The organism is Streptococcus pseudopneumoniae, from assembly GCF_001072315.1.
Lineage (GTDB): Bacteria > Bacillota > Bacilli > Lactobacillales > Streptococcaceae > Streptococcus > Streptococcus pseudopneumoniae_R.
In genome coordinates this window covers 72,028-91,711 of the sequence record NZ_JVLI01000072.1, presented here as the reverse complement: position 1 = coordinate 91,711, position 19,684 = coordinate 72,028, and the positions used below count along the sequence as shown (strand labels likewise).

Below are 19,684 nucleotides of genomic sequence, written 5' to 3'. Positions count from 1 at the left end.
TGTGAACAAATCGATTAGGAAAGTCAAATTAATGTATAGAAATATTTTAGCAGTCGTGGCGTACTATTCTTGATTCAATATACCATATTAGCAAAAATAATTGAAAATCAGAGTAAGATAAAGTATATTTTTAATTTTATATACCTTGATTTTCTTCGGTAACATTATATCAGATAATAATCAAAAAACAATACTATAAAATATAGAGTACCAAACATATTAGTCTCATTTCTATTTAAACCAATAATATTAAACATTCAACATATATACAAACTTATTTCAATATGCTAGAATATAAGGTAATAAGGAGGAAAATATGTCTCAATCAATTAAGTATACCACAAATCCGTTCCCTATATTAATTTCTGAAACTACCGGTTTCTTTATTAATCCAGAGAATATTATTCAAGCAATTGAATATACAAATAAGCTAATTGCTGAACTTCCTAAAGCAGTATATTCAAATATAGACTACAAAGCAATCTCTGGTTTAATTGGAGCTTGTTTTTGTACCGGAATATCACTTAACTCTAATAATAATGCAATAGTAAATCCAAATGAAAAAGGATATCCTGATATTATTCTAACTATTGCAATAACGGATAAACAAGCTAATCTTATGAATTACCCAAAAGGTATTGAAGTAAAATGTACTTCTGGTAGCGTTTCTACAGACTCTAAAATAAAAAAATTTAGCCCACGACTAGAGCATATTAATCACATTACATGGCAAGCTCACCATAGGGACGGGAAGCATCTATTGGGTGTTATATGGGATTTTATTGAAGAAGATTCTCTACCAGTCATTTCTGGTGTATTCTATTCGAATCAATTAAAACAGGAAGATTGGGGAAAAATTTCAGGAATAAGTGGTCGCAATACGAAAGTATGCTCTCTTTTGAGTAGCGGAAAAAAGAAAATGGGAGACGGTTGGATTGCTATTATAGAAAATCCTAATTATAAATCTACATACTTAAAAAAACTAACTGGAAAATAAGAAATATAAAGGAAACACTATCATGAACAAATTAAAATATATAATAAATAATAAACATTCAGTTAAAATAGATAATAAAGTAATAATTACTAATTCCCAAATATTACAAGCAATTGAATTTTCAAACGAAGCACTTATTTCTCTTGATAAACAAACTAAAGAATTTGAAATTAATATTTTTGAAATAATGGGCATGCGTAATCTTAGCGGTGTTGTAGGTGAATACTTTGGAAAAAGTCTTCAAAAGTTTTCAAATCAAAATTTACAATCTAATCTTCATCAAGATGGTTATCCTGACTTATTACTTACTAACAGTGACGATAAATTAGAATACTATCATACACTATATACAGTTGAAAACGGTAAAAAATATCCAAAAGAAAAAGCATTGTTTAGTCCTTATAAATTTGGCGGTATTGAAGTCAAAGCTACTTGTGGTACAACTCCACCAGCTTCACAAGTTCCAAAGCCATTAATTGGGGAACAGCGCATAAATTTACTTAATTCATTCGACTGGAAAGCACATCATAGAGACACTAATAATTTAATCGGAATTTTGTGGGATTTTATTGATGAAGTTCCAACTATTATAGCAGTTTTCTACAGTAATAATCTTTCACAGGAAGATTGGGGAAGGATCGTGCATCCTAAAGTTGATGGAGGACGTACTACGAGTGTCTCAATTATGAATTCCTCTGGAGTTAAAAAAATGTGTACAAGTTGGATTGCTGTTCTAGATGATAAAAAATATATTGAAAAATTAAAATTAAAAAAATGGATTGGATATGATATCTCTATATAATTGATTTATAATCTTCTAAAATTTAACTTTTAAAAAGGACTCAGTACAATTGCTAAGTCCTTTTTGACGTACGACGGGCATGTCGTGCATCTGAGGTGTAAGTCCTCCGTGGGCACCCGCTACCGGTGAACCCAATAGTGATTCCCAAGTCTGACGCTGGAAATAAGAATCGTCAGAGGAAGGGATAGCGAAATCGTGGCTCTACGAATAGGAACGTGATAGTAAGGCGTATATAGCGGATAAAGGGGCTTCAAACTCTAAAGTCCAAAAAGGTAGTCGTAACCTATATGCGTAAATCACGAGAGTAATTGAATTCGGACTAAGGTTTGTGTGAAAAAGATAAATCTTCCTAGAGTCTAAAGACTCTGCGTCAGATTTCCTATTTTCACTGTAACCTTTTAACGTCCTCATATCTTGTATAAACGAGGAAAGATGTACGACTTATCCCGTGAAGTCTCATGAGCGCTGAAAGCGTAGTAACAACGAATCATGAGAAGTCAGCCGAACCCATAGTAGTGAGGAAATTTCTGTAATGGAAGTGGAGCGAAGGGGGAATACTCAAACAGTCTGGGGAGAGACTGTTTGAGGTCTGTCGCTAGAAAGAGAAAACGACAGATTGAAGTAATCCTACTTCACTTGTGTCTGTAAAACGAGTGGTCTGATAGAACTGGAGTCTGTCACGTATTGACTAGATGAAGGCTCACCAATATAAGATGTCCCTCAGACACCAAAACAATAAAGGAATACGCACATGTCAAAATTGATAGATAAGATATTTATCACGCGAAAATATGCTTGAAGCCTACAGTCAAGTAAAATCCAATAAAGGCTCAGCTGGGATTGATGGAATTACTATTGAAGAGATGGATAATTATCTCAGACAAAACTGGCGCCTGACTAAGGAACTGATAAAACAGAGAAAATATAAGCCTCAACCAGTTCTCAGAGTTGAGATTCCTAAACCAAACGGAGGTATTCGTCAATTAGGAATTCCAACGGTTATGGATAGAATGATTCAACAGGCCATTGTCCAAGTCATGAGCCCCATTTGTGAACCTCATTTCTCAGATACGAGTTATGGCTTCAGACCAAATAGGTCATGTGAAAAAGCCATCATGAAGCTCTTAGAGTACTTAAATGACGGCTATGAGTGGATAGTGGATATAGACCTAGAGAAATTTTTCGATACGGTTCCTCAAGATAGATTGATGTCCTTAGTACATAACATTATCGAAGACGGAGATACGGAATCCTTGATTCGTAAGTATCTTCATTCAGGTGTTATCATTAACGGTCAGCGTCATAAAACGCTAGTTGGTACACCACAGGGAGGAAATTTATCTCCTCTCTTATCCAATATCATGCTTAATGAATTGGACAAGGAATTAGAAAAGAGGGGACTTCGATTTGTGCGCTACGCAGATGATTGTGTGATTACGGTCGAAAGCGAGGCAACCGCTAAGCGTGTAATGTATTCAGTCAGTCGTTTTATTGAGAAACGGCTAGGTTTGAAAGTAAATATGACCAAGACTAAGATTAGCAGACCAAGAGAGCTGAAATACTTAGGTTTTGGGTTCTGGAAATCAACAGATGGTTGGAAAAGTTGTCCACATCAAGATAGTGTTCGGAGATTTAAGCTTAAATTGAAGAAACTAACACAGAGGAAATGGAGTATAGACTTAACAAGACGTATTGAGCAACTGAATTTGTCTATTCGAGGATGGATAAACTATTTCTCATTGGGAAATATGAAAAGTATAGTCGCTAGCATAGATGAGCGCTTGCGTACTCGCCTACGAGTGATTATCTGGAAGCAATGGAAGAAGAAATCGAGACGATTATGGGGATTGCTTAAGTTAGGAGTTCCTAAATGGATAGCAGATAAGGTATCTGGCTGGGGCGACCACTACCAATTAGTAGCTCAGAAGTCGGTACTTAAACGTGCTATATCAAAACCAGTCCTTAAAAAACGTGGACTGGTTTCGTGTCTGGATTATTATCTTGAACGACATGCGTTAAAAGTTAGTTGAACCGCCGTATGCCGAACGGCACATACGGCGGTGTGAGAGGGGCTAGAGATTATCCCCTACTCTATTAATTTATTCATTTTCAATTTGAAGTATGTTTTTTACAATCAAATCAATAATATGAGGAGGAACACTTTCTCCAATCGAATCACGAATCAGACCATCCTTTACAAGTTTATTATTCACTTTGAAAGTATACTCATAATCAGAAATAGTCTGTAATCTCAACGCTTCCCACAAAGATAATACTCTTGTTTGAGTCGGATGAACTTTGTTATCAGAGGATACATATTGGAAATTTTGAGTAATTGTACTAGCTGGCTCATCCCAATACATTCTCTTATAAGCACTAACAAATCCTTTCATTAACCTTTTTTCACCACTATACTTGTCTTCTACATATGGTCTAGGAAGAAGTGATCCACATTTTTGACAATATAAAGGCGTATCAGTTTTTGACTTATTAATACCTTCAACATTATGTCTTGAACCATGTAAACTATTTTCTTGGTATAAACATTCTTGATTAATACACTGATTGTTAAATGCTGATTTTCCTTCTGATGTATTATCTAACCAAAATAGTTTTTTCTCATCTAAGATTGGAACCCTGTGGAGTAAGTTCTCCTTACTTTCGTTTTTACCTTTTTCCGCTCTTAGCGAAGGTAGGTCACCAATTGTATCCCTTAAAGTAAGCCATTTGCTGGTTAGAAGATTTCCTTCCTTAGAGTGCGTTTGCTCTGGAATAAAAGTCTTATTATAAGCGAAATACCTTTTTCCCTTTTTCGTTCTTGAAAAAACTGTCAATAATCTAACTCTATTTTGAGGAACGCCGTAATCAGCCATATTAATTATCTGAGGTTCACCTATATACTCGTCCCCTAATTCCTCATGAATATAATCAATTATATTTACTAAATTATCCTTTTCATCATATATCAGTGTATTAACCATATTTGAAACATTCTCAAATATAATCCATTTGGGTCGTAATTTCTTAATGATACGGACAGCAGGAATAATTAAACGATTTCTTTCATCATATTTTGGTCTTAGGCCTTTTCTAAAATCATTCAACATCTTTCCCATTCCATTAGAAGACATTCCTTGACAAGGGGGGGTTGCTAATATAATAAACGGATTCCCTTTGAAATTCGTCTGATAATAATCAACTATATCATCTTCTAGTTCCCAAATATCCCCATTAAATACTTTTGAATTCGGGTTATTAACTTGAAACAATTCTGCTCGCTCCTTTAAAAGTTCACAAGCAACTACTGTTTCTATACCATTTTTATGTAACCCTAAATCACCTATACCAGACGAAGAAAATAAACTAATTGCATTTTTCATCACTATTATCCTTTCTTTTTCCTAGTGTATCTTAACTCATTTTTTCAAATTTATCAACTAACTTTTCACTATTATCTTAATGAAATTAAATTTAACACTTGATTTACATGTAAGACTGGACTTTAAAAATTAATTATACTCTCATAGGAGATTATTCTCAAAAAACATAAAGTTAGCTATTTCATCAAAATGAAAATTTGTATTTCCTTTAAAATAATCATATTCAAAAAACCAAAAGTAATTTTAATACATTTATTCCCATCTACTTCATATCTTTTAGAAACAAAACATCACCACAGTGTTTATGGTAATAGAATCTATCTCGAATAAGTTATCAGAGCTAGTAAAAAATTTGAGAGGTTACTCTAATACTTCCCCTCTAAACGAGAAAAAGCCTTACCTACAAGGCTTTTCATAACCCTTTTCGTTACAAGGTTTTTACGCTTTTACAAGCAATACCACACACTCCACATGGTGCGTCTGTGGAACTCAAAAGATTCGGGGAACCTTTTGAGAATTAATTGCGTTTCTCTAACAAACTCACACACTCGACGTGGTGCGTTTGCGGAAATAAATCAACCGGCTGTACTTTCTTCAATTCATATCCCAATTCTCTGTAGAGTTTGATATCACGCGCCATAGTAGCGACATTGCAGGAGATATAGGCGATGCGGTCTGCTCCTGTTTGACTACTGGCCTTGATAAAGCTTTCTGTGAGTCCTTTTCTTGGTGGGTCCACTAATATAACACTTGGTTGAATACCTTCTTTGAGCCAATTCTTCATAGCATTTTCAGCTGTGTCACAGACATAGTGGGCGTTTGAAATATGGTTCAGTTGAGCATTCTTCTTGCTATTCTCAACCGCTTCTGGAATTACCTCAACACCATAAACTTCTTTGACATGTTTCGCAACAGAGAGGCCAATTGTTCCAATACCAGAATAAGCATCGATAACCACATCATCTTCTTTTAATGCAGCAAAGTCAATAGCTGTTTGATAAAGTTTTTCAGCCATTCCAGTATTGACTTGGTAAAAAGCGGGTCCAGCGATTTGGTAGTCATTTCCCAACATCTGGTCAGTGATAAAGTCTCGTCCATAAAGGGTGCGCCATTCCTTACCAAAAATCGAATTGGTGTTCTGGTCGTTGATATTTTGCATAACAGACGTAATGTCTGGGAACTGCTTGATTAGTTGTTCAATCAATTGGTCGACACGAAAAATTTTGGGACGAGTTGTTACCAAAATAACCATGATTTGTCCTGAGTAATGACCACGACGCACCACAAGGTTCCGAATCAAGCCAGATTGTTCCTTTTCATCATAAGGTTTCAAATCATAACGACGGAGCAGGTCGCGTAGGGCTACAACTACCTCATCAATCACAGGATCTTGGATAAAGAAATCTTCCAGTGGCATGAGATCGTGGGAATTCTTACGGAAAAATCCTGTTTCCAAAACACCATTCACTCGACGAACGGGTACTTGCGCCTTATTGCGATACTTGACTGGATTTTCCATACCCAAAGTTTCAGCAACTTCTACATTTACAGTTCCTGCAATCTTGTAGAGACTGTCCTTGACTTGCTTGGTTTTAAACTTGAGCTGTTCTGGATAGGCAAGATGACCTAAATCCGCGATTCCTGAACGCAGGTAAGCCAAATCTAAATCTTGATTACGGTGTGGTGACTGGACAAGGTATTCTTCAACTTTCCCAAAACCAATCTTTTTATTTACCTTGAGGATACGCATGAGGATTTTTTCACTCGGTAAAGCATTCTCTACAAAAAATACCAAACCATCCACCTTGGCAACTCCTGCGCCTTCATGGGTCAAGTCAACAATTTCAACTTCTACAATATCATTTTTCTTTAACATTCTCTTCTCTTTCTATTAGCCGACAAAAAAGACGGCAACGTTACGGTTACCATCTATTATACCATGAAATTTGTAATCAGATTCTCTTTATCTATGCTAGTTCATTTCTTTAAATGCTGCTTCTGCATCCGCATTGCTGATAGCACCAAATTGAATCTTCCCAATCTTTCCTTGACTATCAATTAGGTATTCTGTAGGAATGCTTCGAATTTGATAAGCTTGGAAGGTGGTTGCTTTTGTGTCATAAAGAACAGGGATATCCTTATAACCTTGATCTTGGAACCATTGTGGGAATTGCTCAACAGTTTTTTCGCCTTGAATACCCGGTGCAATGACACTAAGAATTTCAAAATCGCGATCTGGTTTTGCCGCTAGTTCCATCAACTCAGGCATACTTTTCTTACATGGACCACACCAGGAAGCCCAAAACTTCAAATAGACTTTTTTACCCTTATAATCAGATAACTTAACTTCTTTACCATCCATGGATTGCAAGGTGAAGTCTGGAGCATCTTTTCCAACAGCAATTTGTTGTACAGTCGTTTGTTGTTTTGGCTGTTGTGCTGCTTGAGTCTTTTTAGTTTCTTCCTCACCACAGGCCATCAATACAACTAATGACAAGAGGCTTAAGCCAGTAAATATTACTTTTTTCATTTGTTCTCCTTTATTCAAAAATTCCAGCTAGAACATTTACTTGTCCTAATAGTAACAAAATTCCCATTAAAATAATGAGGAAACCACCAATTTTCTTCAGTAGCATCATATGACGCTTGATTTTACTAAAATAAGGCATTACTACACCTGAAGCTAGAGCCAAGACCAAGAAAGGAATGGCCATCCCCAGAGTGTAAATCAAGGTATAAATAGCTCCTTGCCAAGCGCCATTGCCCCCAGAAGCCGCAAGCGCTAAAACAGAACTCAAAACTGGACCAATACAAGGTGTCCAACCAAAGCTAAAGGTAATACCGAGTAAAAAGGCCGACCAATAACGATTGGCTTCTGATTTCTTAAAAGTAAAGCTTTTTTGAACCTCTAATTTCTTAAAATGAAAAATTTCCATCTGGTGAAGGCCTAAAATGATAATAATTGTTCCCATGGTATAGCGAAACCAATTGGCATAGAGAATATTGCCAAAGTAACCAGCACCAAATCCTAAAATAAAGAAAATGAGAGAGATACCTGCGATAAAGCAAAGCGTTCGAATCAAGCCTGACCAAGCGACTTTTCTTCCAAATAAGGAGAAGCTTTTTGCACTTTCCTGATCATCCAATAAAACTCCAGCATAAACTGGCAGAAGAGGAAAAATACAGGGAGAAAAGAAGGACAAGACCCCTGCTAAAAAAACAGAGATTGAAAAGACTATCGTTTCCAATAAAGAACCAACTTTCTTAAGAATTTAAAACTATTGTACTATAAATATTAAAATTTGTATCAAGTTTGCTACGGTTAACTGTTTTTGTCATTATATTATATGAAACAAACCCTGTAATAGTAACACTATGTTTTCTAAAACATTGTTAGAAATTGATTTGAATTTCTCAATCAAGTTGTTCGGTTTTTTCATTTCACTATAGATAAAAGAAAAAGATTGAAGAAATTTGTCCAAGCCGACTTTTTCTTCAATCTACTTTTACTTATTTTAATAAGTTCCTTCTTCACCTTGACTAGTCAAGATAACAGGACCATCTTTCGTAATCACGAATTGGTGTTCATACTGACATGACAATCCACCGTCAATGGTCTTATGGGCCCAACCAGTTTTCATATCTGTATCGATTTCCCAGTCACCTGTATTGATCATTGGTTCAATGGTTAAGACCATTCCTTCACGAAGACGAAGTCCACGACCAGCAATACCATAGTTAGGAACCATTGGTTCTTCGTGCATGGTTGGACCAACACCATGACCAACCAAATCACGCACTACACCGTAACCACGACTTTCAGCGTATTCTTGAATCACCGCACCGATATCACCGATACGGTTCCCAACAACAGCTTGCTCAATTCCCTTATACATGGCTTCTTTAGTTACATCCATCAAGTTTTTCACTTCTTCGGACGGTGTACCAACAGCATAAGCCCAACATGAGTCTGCAAGACCACCAGAATAGCTCTGAGTGTATTTCTTCATTTGTTCCACATTGTTGAAGTTTAATTTTGAGACATTCAAATCGGATTTAGCAATAGGACCTCCCAAAACCATATCAACTTTGAGCAAATCACCATCTTTCAAAATATAGTGACGAGGGAAGGCATGAGCTACTTCATCGTTAAGAGAGCAGCAGGTAGCATAAGGATAGTCCATCATGGCACCGTCAACCCCAATCTGAAGTGGAAGGAAATTTTCTTCCTTACAACGACGGCGAACGTATTCTTCAACTTCCCACATATCTACGCCTGGCTTAATCAAATCACGTAAGCCAATATGGATACTTGCTAAAAAATCACCGGCCCTGTCCATAGCTTCGATTTCACGAGCTGATTTTAATGTTATCATTTTTTCTCCTAGTTTCTAATTAATTTTAACAGTCACATTTGCTTTTGAAACAATCTGATGACCATGATAAATATCGTAATCAATAATAGCTGATCGTCTAGTGTGGTGGATAATGCGTGCTTGAATGCGCAGTATATCATCTATCTGAACAGCCTGCAAAAAGTAGATTAGCATCTGCTCGATGATGAGATTGCGCCCACTATTCACAACTAAATCTTGAGTCATATGGGTCAGAATTTCTGCCAAAACACCATTAGCCAAAACACCATTTTTCTCTAGCATAAAGGGTTCCACTGTAATCACTACTTCATCATGGTGATAAGAAAGTTTTTGACCAATCTGCTCTGAAAAAGTTGGTAAAGCAGAGACTTGGGATCGACTCATCTTCTCCATGACATCTCGTCGTGTCACAACTCCAAGCAAGGTTTGATTATTCCGAACAACCGGTACCATTTCAAAGTCTTCTGCAATCATCCGTTGACTCACATTGGCAATATTTGTCGATAATCCAACCAAAAATAGACTACGAGACATGACCTTATCAATTGTGGTACTTGGTGACTTATCACCCGCATCTCTCATAGTAACAACCCCAACAACAACCTGATGTTGATTGATAACAGGGAAACGGCTGCTACGATTCTTACGAACTAAGTCCAAATAATCTTTAACGGTGTCAGTCTCTCTCAGAAAACCATACTCATGACTCGGGCGATAAAGTTTCTCAACTGTCAAAATGTCAGTCTTGATTTGGACATTTGACAAGGCTTTATTGATCATGGTCGCGACGGTGAATGTGTCATGCTTGCTTCTCAGAACCGGAATCCCTTTTTGATTGGCCAGTTTAAGTACATCATTATGAACCTGAAATCCCCCTGTAACCAGAACTGCATTTTCATTTTCCAAGGCTAGCAACTGAATACGGGTTCGGTCTCCGACAATCAAGAGCCCCCCATCGTGAAGGTAAGACAAGATATTTTGTTCAGTCATGGCACCAATTGAAAACTTACTAAATTCTCTCTCTAAACCTTCTTGCCCAGCCAGAACCTCAGAAGAAGTCACTTCTGCAATTTCAGCAAAAGTTAATCTTTCAATCGCAACTTTCTGGGATTTGACGCGGATTGTTCCACTTCTAGGACGGGTCTCCACAATTCCACGGTTTTCAGCTTCCTTGATAGCGCGATAGGCCGTTCCATCACTGACTCCCAGATGGTTGGAAATACTACGAACACTGACCCTTTTACCTACTGGTAATTCCTCCAAATAGCTTAGAATTTCCTGATGCTTACTCATTGAATTCTCCTTTTACATACCGAAATTCAAGATAATCCCGCATTTTTCTTGTGTAACGATCACTTCCCTTAAACTGACGAATCAAACGGAATCCAGACTTAAGGGCAACCCGTTGACTAGATTCATTTTCAAGATGGGTAATGATGGATAATTGTTTTAAGCCAAATTCCTCAAAAGAAAGCTGACAAATTTTTCTAACAACTTCTGTCATAAATCCTTGCGACCAAGCATCTTTTCTCAAAAAATAGCCAAGCTCAGCTTCTTTTTTGATTTCATCTAACTTCTCAAATTTAATAGAACCAATCATTTGTTGATTTTTCTGGTCACAAATTGCCCATACTCCCAAAGGGGACTTCATAAAGTAATTGGCCAACGCATATTGACTCTCTTCCAGACTTGCCTGAGTCGGGAAAATAAATTGAAGATTTTCTGGATTCGAAGCTATCTCATGGAAGTCCTGACTATCACTAAAAAAGAAAGGACGCAAATACAAGCGATCCGTTTCAAAAAAAGAAAACATTGCTAATTTGGTCCAAATATTCATAAACACCTCTACGGTTTAATCCTCAACAAGTGTAATATCCGCTCCTAGATTACGTAATTTTTCAATAATATCAGAATAACCACGTAAGATAAACTCGATATTTGTAATTTCAGTTTTACCTTCAGCCATGAGCCCAGCAATGACTAGTGCAGCCCCAGCTCGTAGGTCAGTCGCTTTAACACTGGCCCCACGCAAATTACGTCCACCCGTGTACAAAATATGACCATTTGTTGTCGAAATATCCGCATCCATCTTTGCTAGTTCAAAAACATGATTTACACGTTTTTCGTAAATCGTATCGACAATTGTACCACGACCATTAGCTGTTAGTAAAAGTGGGGTAATCGGTTGTTGCAAATCAGTTGCAAAGCCTGGGTAAGGAGCTGTCTTAATATTGATTGCTTTCAAATTAGACTGTTCCTCGACAAAAATGCTGTCTTCAGATACAGTCATTCGAACTCCCATTTCTTCCAACTTAGCGATGAATCCTTCTAAGTGTTCGTATAGTACATTGTTAATACGAATTCCCTTACCAACTGCAGCAGCTAAAGATATATACGTCCCAGCTTCAATACGGTCTGGAATCACCTGATGACGTGTCCCATGTAATCTTTCGACACCATCAATAATGATGATATTGGTTCCTGCACCACGGATATGGGCACCCATATTATTCAAGAGAGTAGCTACATCAACAATCTCAGGCTCACGGGCCGCATTTTCAATAATAGTACGACCATTCGCTTTAACCGCAGCAATCATCGTATTGATCGTTGCCCCTACACTAACCGTATCCATGTAAATACTTGCACCATGAAGTCCTGTATCTTTAGCAGATAACTTCATGTTATCTCCCTCGTAGCTAACAGTTGCACCCATAGCTTCAAAAGCCTTAAGGTGTAGGTCAATCGGACGAGGACCAAGATCACATCCTCCCGGTAAACCAACTGTCGCTTCACCAAAACGGCCTAAGAGGCTTCCATAAAAATAGTAAGATGCACGAAGACTGTTAATTTTCCCATAAGGCATTGGAATATTTTGAACACCTCTTGGATCAATCTCCAAGACATCATCATAACGCTTAACAGTAGCTCCCATCAATTCCATGATTTCGACAAGACTGGCTACATCCGAAATATCTGGAACACAATCCAAAGTCACCACATCATCAGCCAATATAATAGCTGGAATTAAGGCCACAACGCTATTTTTAGCACCACTAATAGTGATTTCACCTTGTAGTGGTAATCCACCATTGATAACAATTTTTCTCATTCTAAGTTTTTAATACTCTTTCAAGATTTCTAATAAGGTCTTTAAAATAAAGTATATCATAAATTTATCCTTTTTTCCATCCTTTTCAATTTTATTGGATAGTAAGCAATAAATAGGATTAAGTTGAAAGGATACGTCTACATTTTTCTTCAACATTTTTTGATACTAAAAAGAGCCTGAATTAAAAATTATAAAATACCCCAAAAATTAGATTTTCTCTATCTAACTTTTGAGGTATCGTCCAACTATAAGAGATAATAGTCTTTTGGGATATTTATAGCAAGAAGAAATCAAAAACAACTCATGTCTGTGTCACCTTACAGATAATCTACTACTGACCTTCTCATCTCTATATTCAATTGTAAATAGTCGTATTTAGTTGACTCAGAACAAACTTCCGAGTTTTTTTATTAAGCATTGGAAGTGAGTTCTTTTTGATTCTCGTTCAGCAGGTTTTAAGACTTGTCCTATCCAGATAATATCTTTTCTGCAACCCAGAATGGCTAACAAATAGCTTTTCTTTACTCTACAACTGCTTCAGCAATTTCTTCAGCAGTAATTCCTGCGAAATAACGACCTAGGTTAATGGTTTGAAGAGCTTTGAGGACATCTTCGCGTTCGTATTTCACCCCACGAAGGACATCTTCTACTGCAGCAACGTCTTCAATACCAAAGAAGTCACCATAAATCTTGATGTCTTGGATTTTTGATTTGAGAACATTAGCAAAGACTTCAACCTTACCACTGATGAATTTTGTCCCACGACGGACGTTAAATTCAGGTGATTTGCCGTAGTTCCAGTCCCAAGTACCAAACTTAGTATCCTTGATGCGATTAATTTCAGCTAATTGTTCCTCAGAAAAAACGTATTCAGTCATCTCTGGATACTCTTTTTTCATGTATTCCAAGAGTAAATCACGGAATTCTTCGACTGTGATTTTTTCTGGTAATTCATTGATAATATTAGTCACACGAGCACGAACAGATTTCACACCTTTTGATTCAAATTTATCCTTTGAAACCTTAAGGGCATTTGCTAAGACTGACAAATCGACGTCAAAGAGCAAGCAACCGTGGTGCATGATACGGCCATTGATATAGGCTTGGGCATTGCCACAGAATTTCTTGCCATCAATCTCAAGGTCATTACGACCTGTGAACTCAGCTTTAACCCCAAGTTGAGCCAAAGTATTGATAACTGGAGTTGAGAAGCTCTTGAAGTCAAAAGCCTTGTTTTCATCTTCTTTTGAAATGATCGTGTAGTTGAGGTTATTTAAATCGTGGTAAACAGCTCCACCACCGCTGATACGGCGGACCACCTCAATACCATTTTCTCGAACATAATCACGGTTGATTTCTTCGATGGTATTCTGGTGACGACCAACAATGATAGATGGTTTGTTAATCCAAAGTAGGAAGATTTGATCCTCATCCAAAAGGTGTTTAAAGGCATATTCTTCCAAGGCAATATTAAAGGCAGTGTCGTTTGAATGATTGATAATATATTTCATGATATCCCTTTATTCGATAGAGACTGGAAAGATATTTTCCAGTCTATTCTATCTTCGTTTTATTTTTTCTTAGGTGAGTGGATGGCCATTCCTAAAACATCCGCAAATGCTTCGTACATCACTTCAGAGTAGGTTGGGTGTCCGTGGATAGTCTTCAGCATTTCTTCAACAGTAATTTCCATTTCGATAATGCTTGACGCTTCATTGATCAATTCTGCAGCTGCAGGACCGATGATATGAACACCAAGGATTTCTCCGTATTTCTTATCTGCGATGACTTTAACGAAACCTTGAGCTGCATCTGATGCAATGGCACGACCGTTGGCTGCAAAGTTGAACTTACCGATGGCAACATCGTATTTGTCACGGGCTTGTTCTTCTGTCAAACCTACTGCTGCTACTTCAGGAAGAGTATAGATAGCTGCAGGAGTCAAATTCAACTTGGCAACAGCATGATTTCCTTTAAGAGCATTTTCAGCGGCAACTTCACCCATACGGAAGGCTGCATGAGCTAACATCTTAGTACCGTTGATGTCTCCTGGTGCGTAAATTCCTAGAACAGAAGTTTCCATGTATTCGTTGACCTTGATGCGACCCCGATCCAATTCAAACTCAACATCGCCAATACCTTCAAGGTCTGGCACACGACCGATTGAAAGAAGAGCTTTATTTGCGATGATATCGTCTTTTCCTTCAACCTTGATACGAAGTTGACCATTTTCCTCGATGATTTCTTGGAGTTTAGTGTCAGTTAAGATGGTCATACCTTTACGCTCAAGAATCAAGCGAAGGTTCTTAGAAACTTCAGCATCCATAGCTGGGACGATACGGTCCATCATTTCGATGACAGTTACTTTTGAACCAAATGTCATGAAGGCTTGTCCAAGCTCGATACCTACGACACCACCACCGATGATAACAAGACTTTCTGGTACTTCATTCATTTCAAGAATGTCATCACTAGTCATGACAAGTGGAGATTCCATACCAGGGACGTTGATCTTGCTGACTTTTGAACCGCCGGCAAGGATGATTTTCTTGGTTTCAAGCAATTCAGAACCATTTACCAAGACATTCTTGTCTTTAGTGATGGTACCAATTCCCTTATGAACCGAAACTCCGTAGCTACGAAGAAGACCTGCAACTCCACCAACCAAAGTATTGACAACTTTAGACTTAGTTTCAAGGAGTTTGTTCATATCTACAGTGAAGTTTGGATTTTCGATGACGATACCACGGTTTGCGGCATGACCGATATTTTCAATGATTTCAGCGTTATGAAGGTAGGTCTTGGTTGGAATACATCCACGGTTCAAGCACGTTCCACCGAGTTCAGATTTCTCAACAAGGGCAACCTTACCACCGAGTTGGGCAGCTTTAATGGCTGCAACATAACCAGCAGGACCTCCACCGATCACAACGATATCAAAAGCATCATCGCTCTTACCATCATCGTTTGAGGCACTTGCTGCAGGTGTTGGGCTAGCTTCTGGCGCTGCGGCTCCAGCTGTTGGGATATTTTCCCCTTCTTCACCAAGGTAACCGATAACTTCCGTTACAGGGACAGTTTCACCATCTCCTTTGAGGATAGCAATCAAGTAACCATCTTCTTCGGCTTCCAATTCCATGCTGACTTTGTCAGTCATGATTTCCAAAAGGATCTCTCCTTCTTTTACAAATTCTCCGACTTTTTTATTCCATTGGACGATTTGTCCTTCTGTCATATCCACGCCGGCTTTTGGCATAATTACTTCTAAGGCCATGTCTTCCTTCCTTTATCTATATCTTAAAAATGAATACTCTTGCTCTTAAATCAACATTGAGATTGGATTTTCAATCAATTCTTTCAAGTCTTTCATAAACTTAGCACCAGCCATACCATCTACGACACGGTGGTCAATGGTTAATCCTAGACTCATGATTGGGCGAATCACAATTTCACCATTGACGACAACTGGCTTCTCAATTGTCGAACTCACACCAAGGATAGCTGAGTTTGGTTGGTTGATGATCGGACCAAAGGACTGAACGCCAAACATTCCCAAATTACTGATAGTAAATGTTGAATTTTGCAGTTCACTTGGAGCCAATTTACCATCCAAGGTACGGCCAATCACATCTTTAAAGGCTACAACCAGTTCTGAAAGACTCATCTTCTCAGCATTGTAAACAACAGGTGTCATTAATCCATTATCCATCCCAACTGCCATCGCAAGGTTGACGTAGTTGTGAGTGATAATGGTCTTGCCATCTTCTGTCAATGAAGCGTTGATGTATGGGTGTTTCATAAGAGTCTTAACAACCGCAAGCGAAAGAAGGTCTGTTACAGTAGTCTTCTTCCCAGTTGCTTCCATGATTGGCTCAAGAACCTTCTTACGAAGAGCCAACATTTCAGTCATATCAACTTCATAGTTGAGAGTGAAGGTTGGAGCAGTTAGGTAAGATTCAACCATACGTTGGGCAATAACCTTACGCATTGGTGTCATTGGAATACGCTCGATTTCACCGTATGGTGTTACATTATCAGGAACTTCTTCCACTTTTTCAATCTGAGCAGGAGACTTAATAGTATCGTTTTCGATATTTTCAGGAAGCAAGGCCAAAACATCCTTCTTCATGATTTTACCACGATGACCGGTTCCTTGAATCTCCTGCCAAGCAATGTGATGTTCGAGGGCAATTCGTTTTGCAAGTGGCGAAATGCGAACCACGTTTGTGTCTTTATAAGTTTCCACGTCTTCTTTGTGGACACGACCGTTTGCACCTGAGCCAGAAACGTCGTAGAGGTTGATCCCTAAATCATCCGCTAACTTTCTAGCTGCAGGAGTCGCTCTTAGCTTGTCATCAGCCATGACCTCTCCAATTCTATTATAAGATACTAAGGGCGTCAAAAGTCAAAGTGAAAATAGGAAACTTGACGAAGAAACTTTAGTTTCTAGGAAAGTTTATCTTTTTCACACAGACTTTAGCCCAAGTTCAATTTTATGATACAAAGGGCGTTTAAAAGCGACTGAAAATAGGAAATCAACTCAGACTTCTATGAAGTCAAGGAGATTTATCTTTTTTCCGAGCTTTTAGCCCGAGTTCAACTCTACAAGCAACTTGGATACAACACGTATCTCAAGTTGCTACGGTTGCCGCTATTAGGCGGTCAACCTAGTAGACTTACTAATTCATTCGTCGAATATTATCGATTCGACTCACTCATGTCGCAACTCTTCAAATCACTTGGATACAAAACGTATCTCAAGTTACTACGGTTGCTGCTATCAAGCGGTCATCCTTTTAGACTTATTAAATCCTTCGTCCGTCGGTTATTATCGAACCAACTCTTCTTGATACAGACAACAATAATTTTACATAACTTATCTTATGTAATGCTATTCTTTGTTATAAGTTTTTCTGATGGCATCTTTGATGCTTTCAACTGTTGGAATCATTGCATTTTCTAGGTTTTGCGCGTAAGGCATTGGCACATCTTCTCCTGCACAACGACGGATTGGTGCATCTAGATAGTCAAATGCTTCTGATTCTGAAATAATAGCTGAAATTTCACCGATATAGCCACTTGTCTTGTGGGCATCGTTGACCAGAACAACTTTACCAGTCTTCTTAACTGAGTTAATGATAATATCCTTATCAAGCGGAACAAGGGTACGTGGGTCAACAATCTCAACAGAAATTCCTTCTTCTGCTAATTCTTCAGCAGCTTGAACCACACGACGGAGCATTTTTCCGTAAGTAACAACTGTTACATCCGTTCCTTCGCGTTTGATTTCCCCAACTCCAAGTGGGATTGTGTAGTCTGGATCAACTGGCACTTCACCTTTTTGGTTAAATTCTGACTTGTACTCAAGAATGATGACAGGATTATTATCACGGATAGAAGACTTAAGCAGTCCTTTCATGTCCGCAGGTGTACCTGGTGCCACAACCTTAAGACCAGGAATGTGAGTAAACCAAGACTCTAGTGATTGCGAGTGCTGGGCTGCAGAACCAACTCCGTTACCTGCTGCACAACGGACAGTCATTGGAACCTGCCCCTTACCACCAAACATATAACGTGTTTTAGCGGCTTGGTTGACGATATTGTCCATGGCAATAACAGAGAAGTCCATGAAGGTCATATCGACGATTGGACGTAGTCCTGTCATAGCTGCTCCTGCTGCTGCTCCAGAGATGGCAGCTTCAGAAATCGGACAGTCACGGACACGTTCTGGACCAAATTCTTCAAGCATTCCAACAGAAGTTCCGAAGTCTCCTCCAAAGACACCGACATCTTCTCCCATCAAGAACACATTTTCATCGCGACGCATTTCCTCAGACATAGCAAGGATAATGGTGTCACGGAAAGACATTGTTTTTGTTTCCATTTTATCTCTTTCTCCTTAGTCTGCGTAAATATCTTCAAATGCTGATTCGAGCGGTGGGAATGGACTTTCCTCTGCAAATTTAACAGAAGCTTCTACTGCTTCCTTTACTTGCGCTTGGATTTCTTCCAATTCTTCGACACTTGCAATAGTGTTTTCAATGAGGTACTTGCGAAGGTTTTCGATCGGGTCTTTTTGTTTCCACAATTCCACTTCTTCACGCGTACGATATTTACCAGGGTCAGATGATGAGTGACCAAGCCAGCGATAAGTAACACTTTCAATCAATACAGGTCCATTGCCCCCACGAACATGATCTACGGCTTTCTTAAATCCTTCATAGACATCGATGACATTGTTTCCATCTTCGATGAACATTCCAGGAATCCCATAAGCAGCGCTACGTTGATGGATATGCTCTACATTGGTCATTTTCTTGATATCCGCAGAGATTCCATAACCGTTGTTAATGCAATAGAAAATTACTGGCAGATTCCAGATAGAAGCCATATTTACTGCTTCGTGGAAAACACCTTCGTTGGTCGCACCATCTCCAAAGAAGCAGACAACGATTTTTCCGGTATGTTGCATTTGCTGACTGAGAGCTGCACCAACAGCGATTCCCATACCACCACCTACGATACCATTGGCACCGAGGTTCCCAGCATCAAGGTCGGCAATATGCATAGAACCACCTTTTCCTTTACAGGTTCCAGTGTATTTACCAAGGATTTCAGCCATCATCCCGTTGAGGTCAATTCCTTTGGAAATGGCTTGCCCGTGTCCACGGTGGTTTGAGGTAATCAGATCATCTGGATTGAGAGCCAACATAGCACCCACGTTAGCTGCCTCTTCTCCAACAGAAAAGTGCGTCATTCCTGGCACTTTCCCTTTCTTTACTAATTGCGCAATTTTTAAGTCCATACGACGGATTTCTTCCATCTTACGGAACATTTCTAGCAAAAGATTTTTATCTAAAGTTGACATCTTCTTGCCTTTCTAACTTTCTTCTTACCTTACTATTTTACCGTTTTTAGAAAATACTGTCAAAGTTTTTCTCAAGGAAATTTCACAAAATAAAAAAGAAAACCCTATAGGAATAAGGGATTTCCTTATCAAGAATATTTTTTCACAAA

15 protein-coding genes and 1 pseudogene are annotated in these 19,684 nt (G+C 38.4%); 3 read left to right on the top strand and 13 right to left on the bottom strand.

Annotation, left to right across the window (positions count from 1 at the left end):
- Positions 1–316 precede the first annotated feature (316 nt).
- From ADH54_RS03525 to ltrA, 3 genes and pseudogenes are all read left to right on the top strand, one after another.
- Positions 317–997, top strand: a complete 681-nt coding sequence (locus tag ADH54_RS03525; protein WP_080980767.1) for a hypothetical protein — start codon at positions 317–319, stop codon at positions 995–997.
- A 22-nt stretch (positions 998–1,019) separates the two neighbouring features.
- Positions 1,020–1,799, top strand: a complete 780-nt coding sequence (locus ADH54_RS03520) for a hypothetical protein (protein ID WP_049524060.1) — start codon at positions 1,020–1,022, stop codon at positions 1,797–1,799.
- Positions 1,800–2,550: 751 nt separating this feature from the next.
- Positions 2,551–3,829 (top strand): annotated as a pseudogene (ltrA, locus tag ADH54_RS03515) (group II intron reverse transcriptase/maturase).
- A 69-nt stretch (positions 3,830–3,898) separates the two neighbouring features.
- On the opposite strand, the gene ADH54_RS03510 reads toward ltrA, so the two are convergent.
- From ADH54_RS03510 to ADH54_RS03450, 13 genes are all read right to left on the bottom strand, one after another.
- Entirely contained in the window at positions 3,899–5,179 is a 1,281-nt protein-coding gene (locus ADH54_RS03510; protein WP_000786157.1) for a DNA cytosine methyltransferase, read from the bottom strand.
- Positions 5,180–5,696: 517 nt separating this feature from the next.
- Positions 5,697–7,055, bottom strand: a complete 1,359-nt coding sequence (gene rlmD, locus ADH54_RS03505) for a 23S rRNA (uracil(1939)-C(5))-methyltransferase RlmD (RefSeq protein ID WP_049524058.1) — start codon at positions 7,053–7,055, stop codon at positions 5,697–5,699.
- A 96-nt stretch (positions 7,056–7,151) separates the two neighbouring features.
- Positions 7,152–7,709, bottom strand: coding sequence for a thiol-disulfide oxidoreductase-associated lipoprotein SdbB (gene sdbB / locus ADH54_RS03500; RefSeq protein WP_049524057.1), 558 nt, complete (start codon positions 7,707–7,709; stop codon positions 7,152–7,154).
- A 10-nt stretch (positions 7,710–7,719) separates the two neighbouring features.
- Positions 7,720–8,427: a thiol-disulfide oxidoreductase-associated membrane protein CcdA2 gene (gene ccdA2, locus ADH54_RS03495; RefSeq protein ID WP_049524056.1), complete on the bottom strand. Its 708-nt coding sequence runs from the start codon at positions 8,425–8,427 to the stop codon at positions 7,720–7,722.
- Positions 8,428–8,694: 267 nt separating this feature from the next.
- Positions 8,695–9,555: a methionyl aminopeptidase gene (locus ADH54_RS03490; protein WP_049524055.1), complete on the bottom strand. Its 861-nt coding sequence runs from the start codon at positions 9,553–9,555 to the stop codon at positions 8,695–8,697.
- 15 nt (positions 9,556–9,570) lie between these two features.
- On the bottom strand, positions 9,571–10,848 hold the full coding sequence (spxR, locus tag ADH54_RS03485; RefSeq protein WP_049524054.1) for a CBS-HotDog domain-containing transcription factor SpxR: 1,278 nt from the start codon (positions 10,846–10,848) through the stop codon (positions 9,571–9,573).
- Positions 10,841–11,392, bottom strand: a complete 552-nt coding sequence (locus ADH54_RS03480) for a GNAT family N-acetyltransferase (RefSeq protein WP_049524053.1) — start codon at positions 11,390–11,392, stop codon at positions 10,841–10,843. Before ADH54_RS03480 ends, spxR begins: the two co-directional genes overlap by 8 nt.
- A 15-nt stretch (positions 11,393–11,407) precedes the next feature.
- On the bottom strand, positions 11,408–12,667 hold the full coding sequence (locus tag ADH54_RS03475; protein WP_049524052.1) for a UDP-N-acetylglucosamine 1-carboxyvinyltransferase: 1,260 nt from the start codon (positions 12,665–12,667) through the stop codon (positions 11,408–11,410).
- Between the two features lie 521 nt (positions 12,668–13,188).
- Complete coding sequence (locus ADH54_RS03470) at positions 13,189–14,178, bottom strand: lipoate--protein ligase (RefSeq protein WP_049524051.1); 990 nt, start codon at positions 14,176–14,178, stop codon at positions 13,189–13,191.
- A gap of 59 nt (positions 14,179–14,237) precedes the next feature.
- The gene (gene lpdA / locus ADH54_RS03465; protein WP_049524050.1) at positions 14,238–15,941 is read right to left on the bottom strand and encodes a dihydrolipoyl dehydrogenase; all 1,704 of its coding nucleotides are present in this window, start codon (positions 15,939–15,941) and stop codon (positions 14,238–14,240) included.
- Between the two features lie 45 nt (positions 15,942–15,986).
- Positions 15,987–17,030, bottom strand: a complete 1,044-nt coding sequence (locus ADH54_RS03460) for a dihydrolipoamide acetyltransferase (protein WP_049524049.1) — start codon at positions 17,028–17,030, stop codon at positions 15,987–15,989.
- 528 nt (positions 17,031–17,558) lie between these two features.
- The gene (locus ADH54_RS03455) at positions 17,559–18,551 is read right to left on the bottom strand and encodes an alpha-ketoacid dehydrogenase subunit beta (RefSeq protein ID WP_000448714.1); all 993 of its coding nucleotides are present in this window, start codon (positions 18,549–18,551) and stop codon (positions 17,559–17,561) included.
- A gap of 15 nt (positions 18,552–18,566) precedes the next feature.
- Positions 18,567–19,535 carry a thiamine pyrophosphate-dependent dehydrogenase E1 component subunit alpha gene (locus tag ADH54_RS03450; RefSeq protein WP_049524048.1) on the bottom strand — a complete coding sequence of 323 codons (969 nt, stop codon included), beginning with the start codon at positions 19,533–19,535 and terminating at the stop codon, positions 18,567–18,569.
- Positions 19,536–19,684 lie beyond the last annotated feature (149 nt).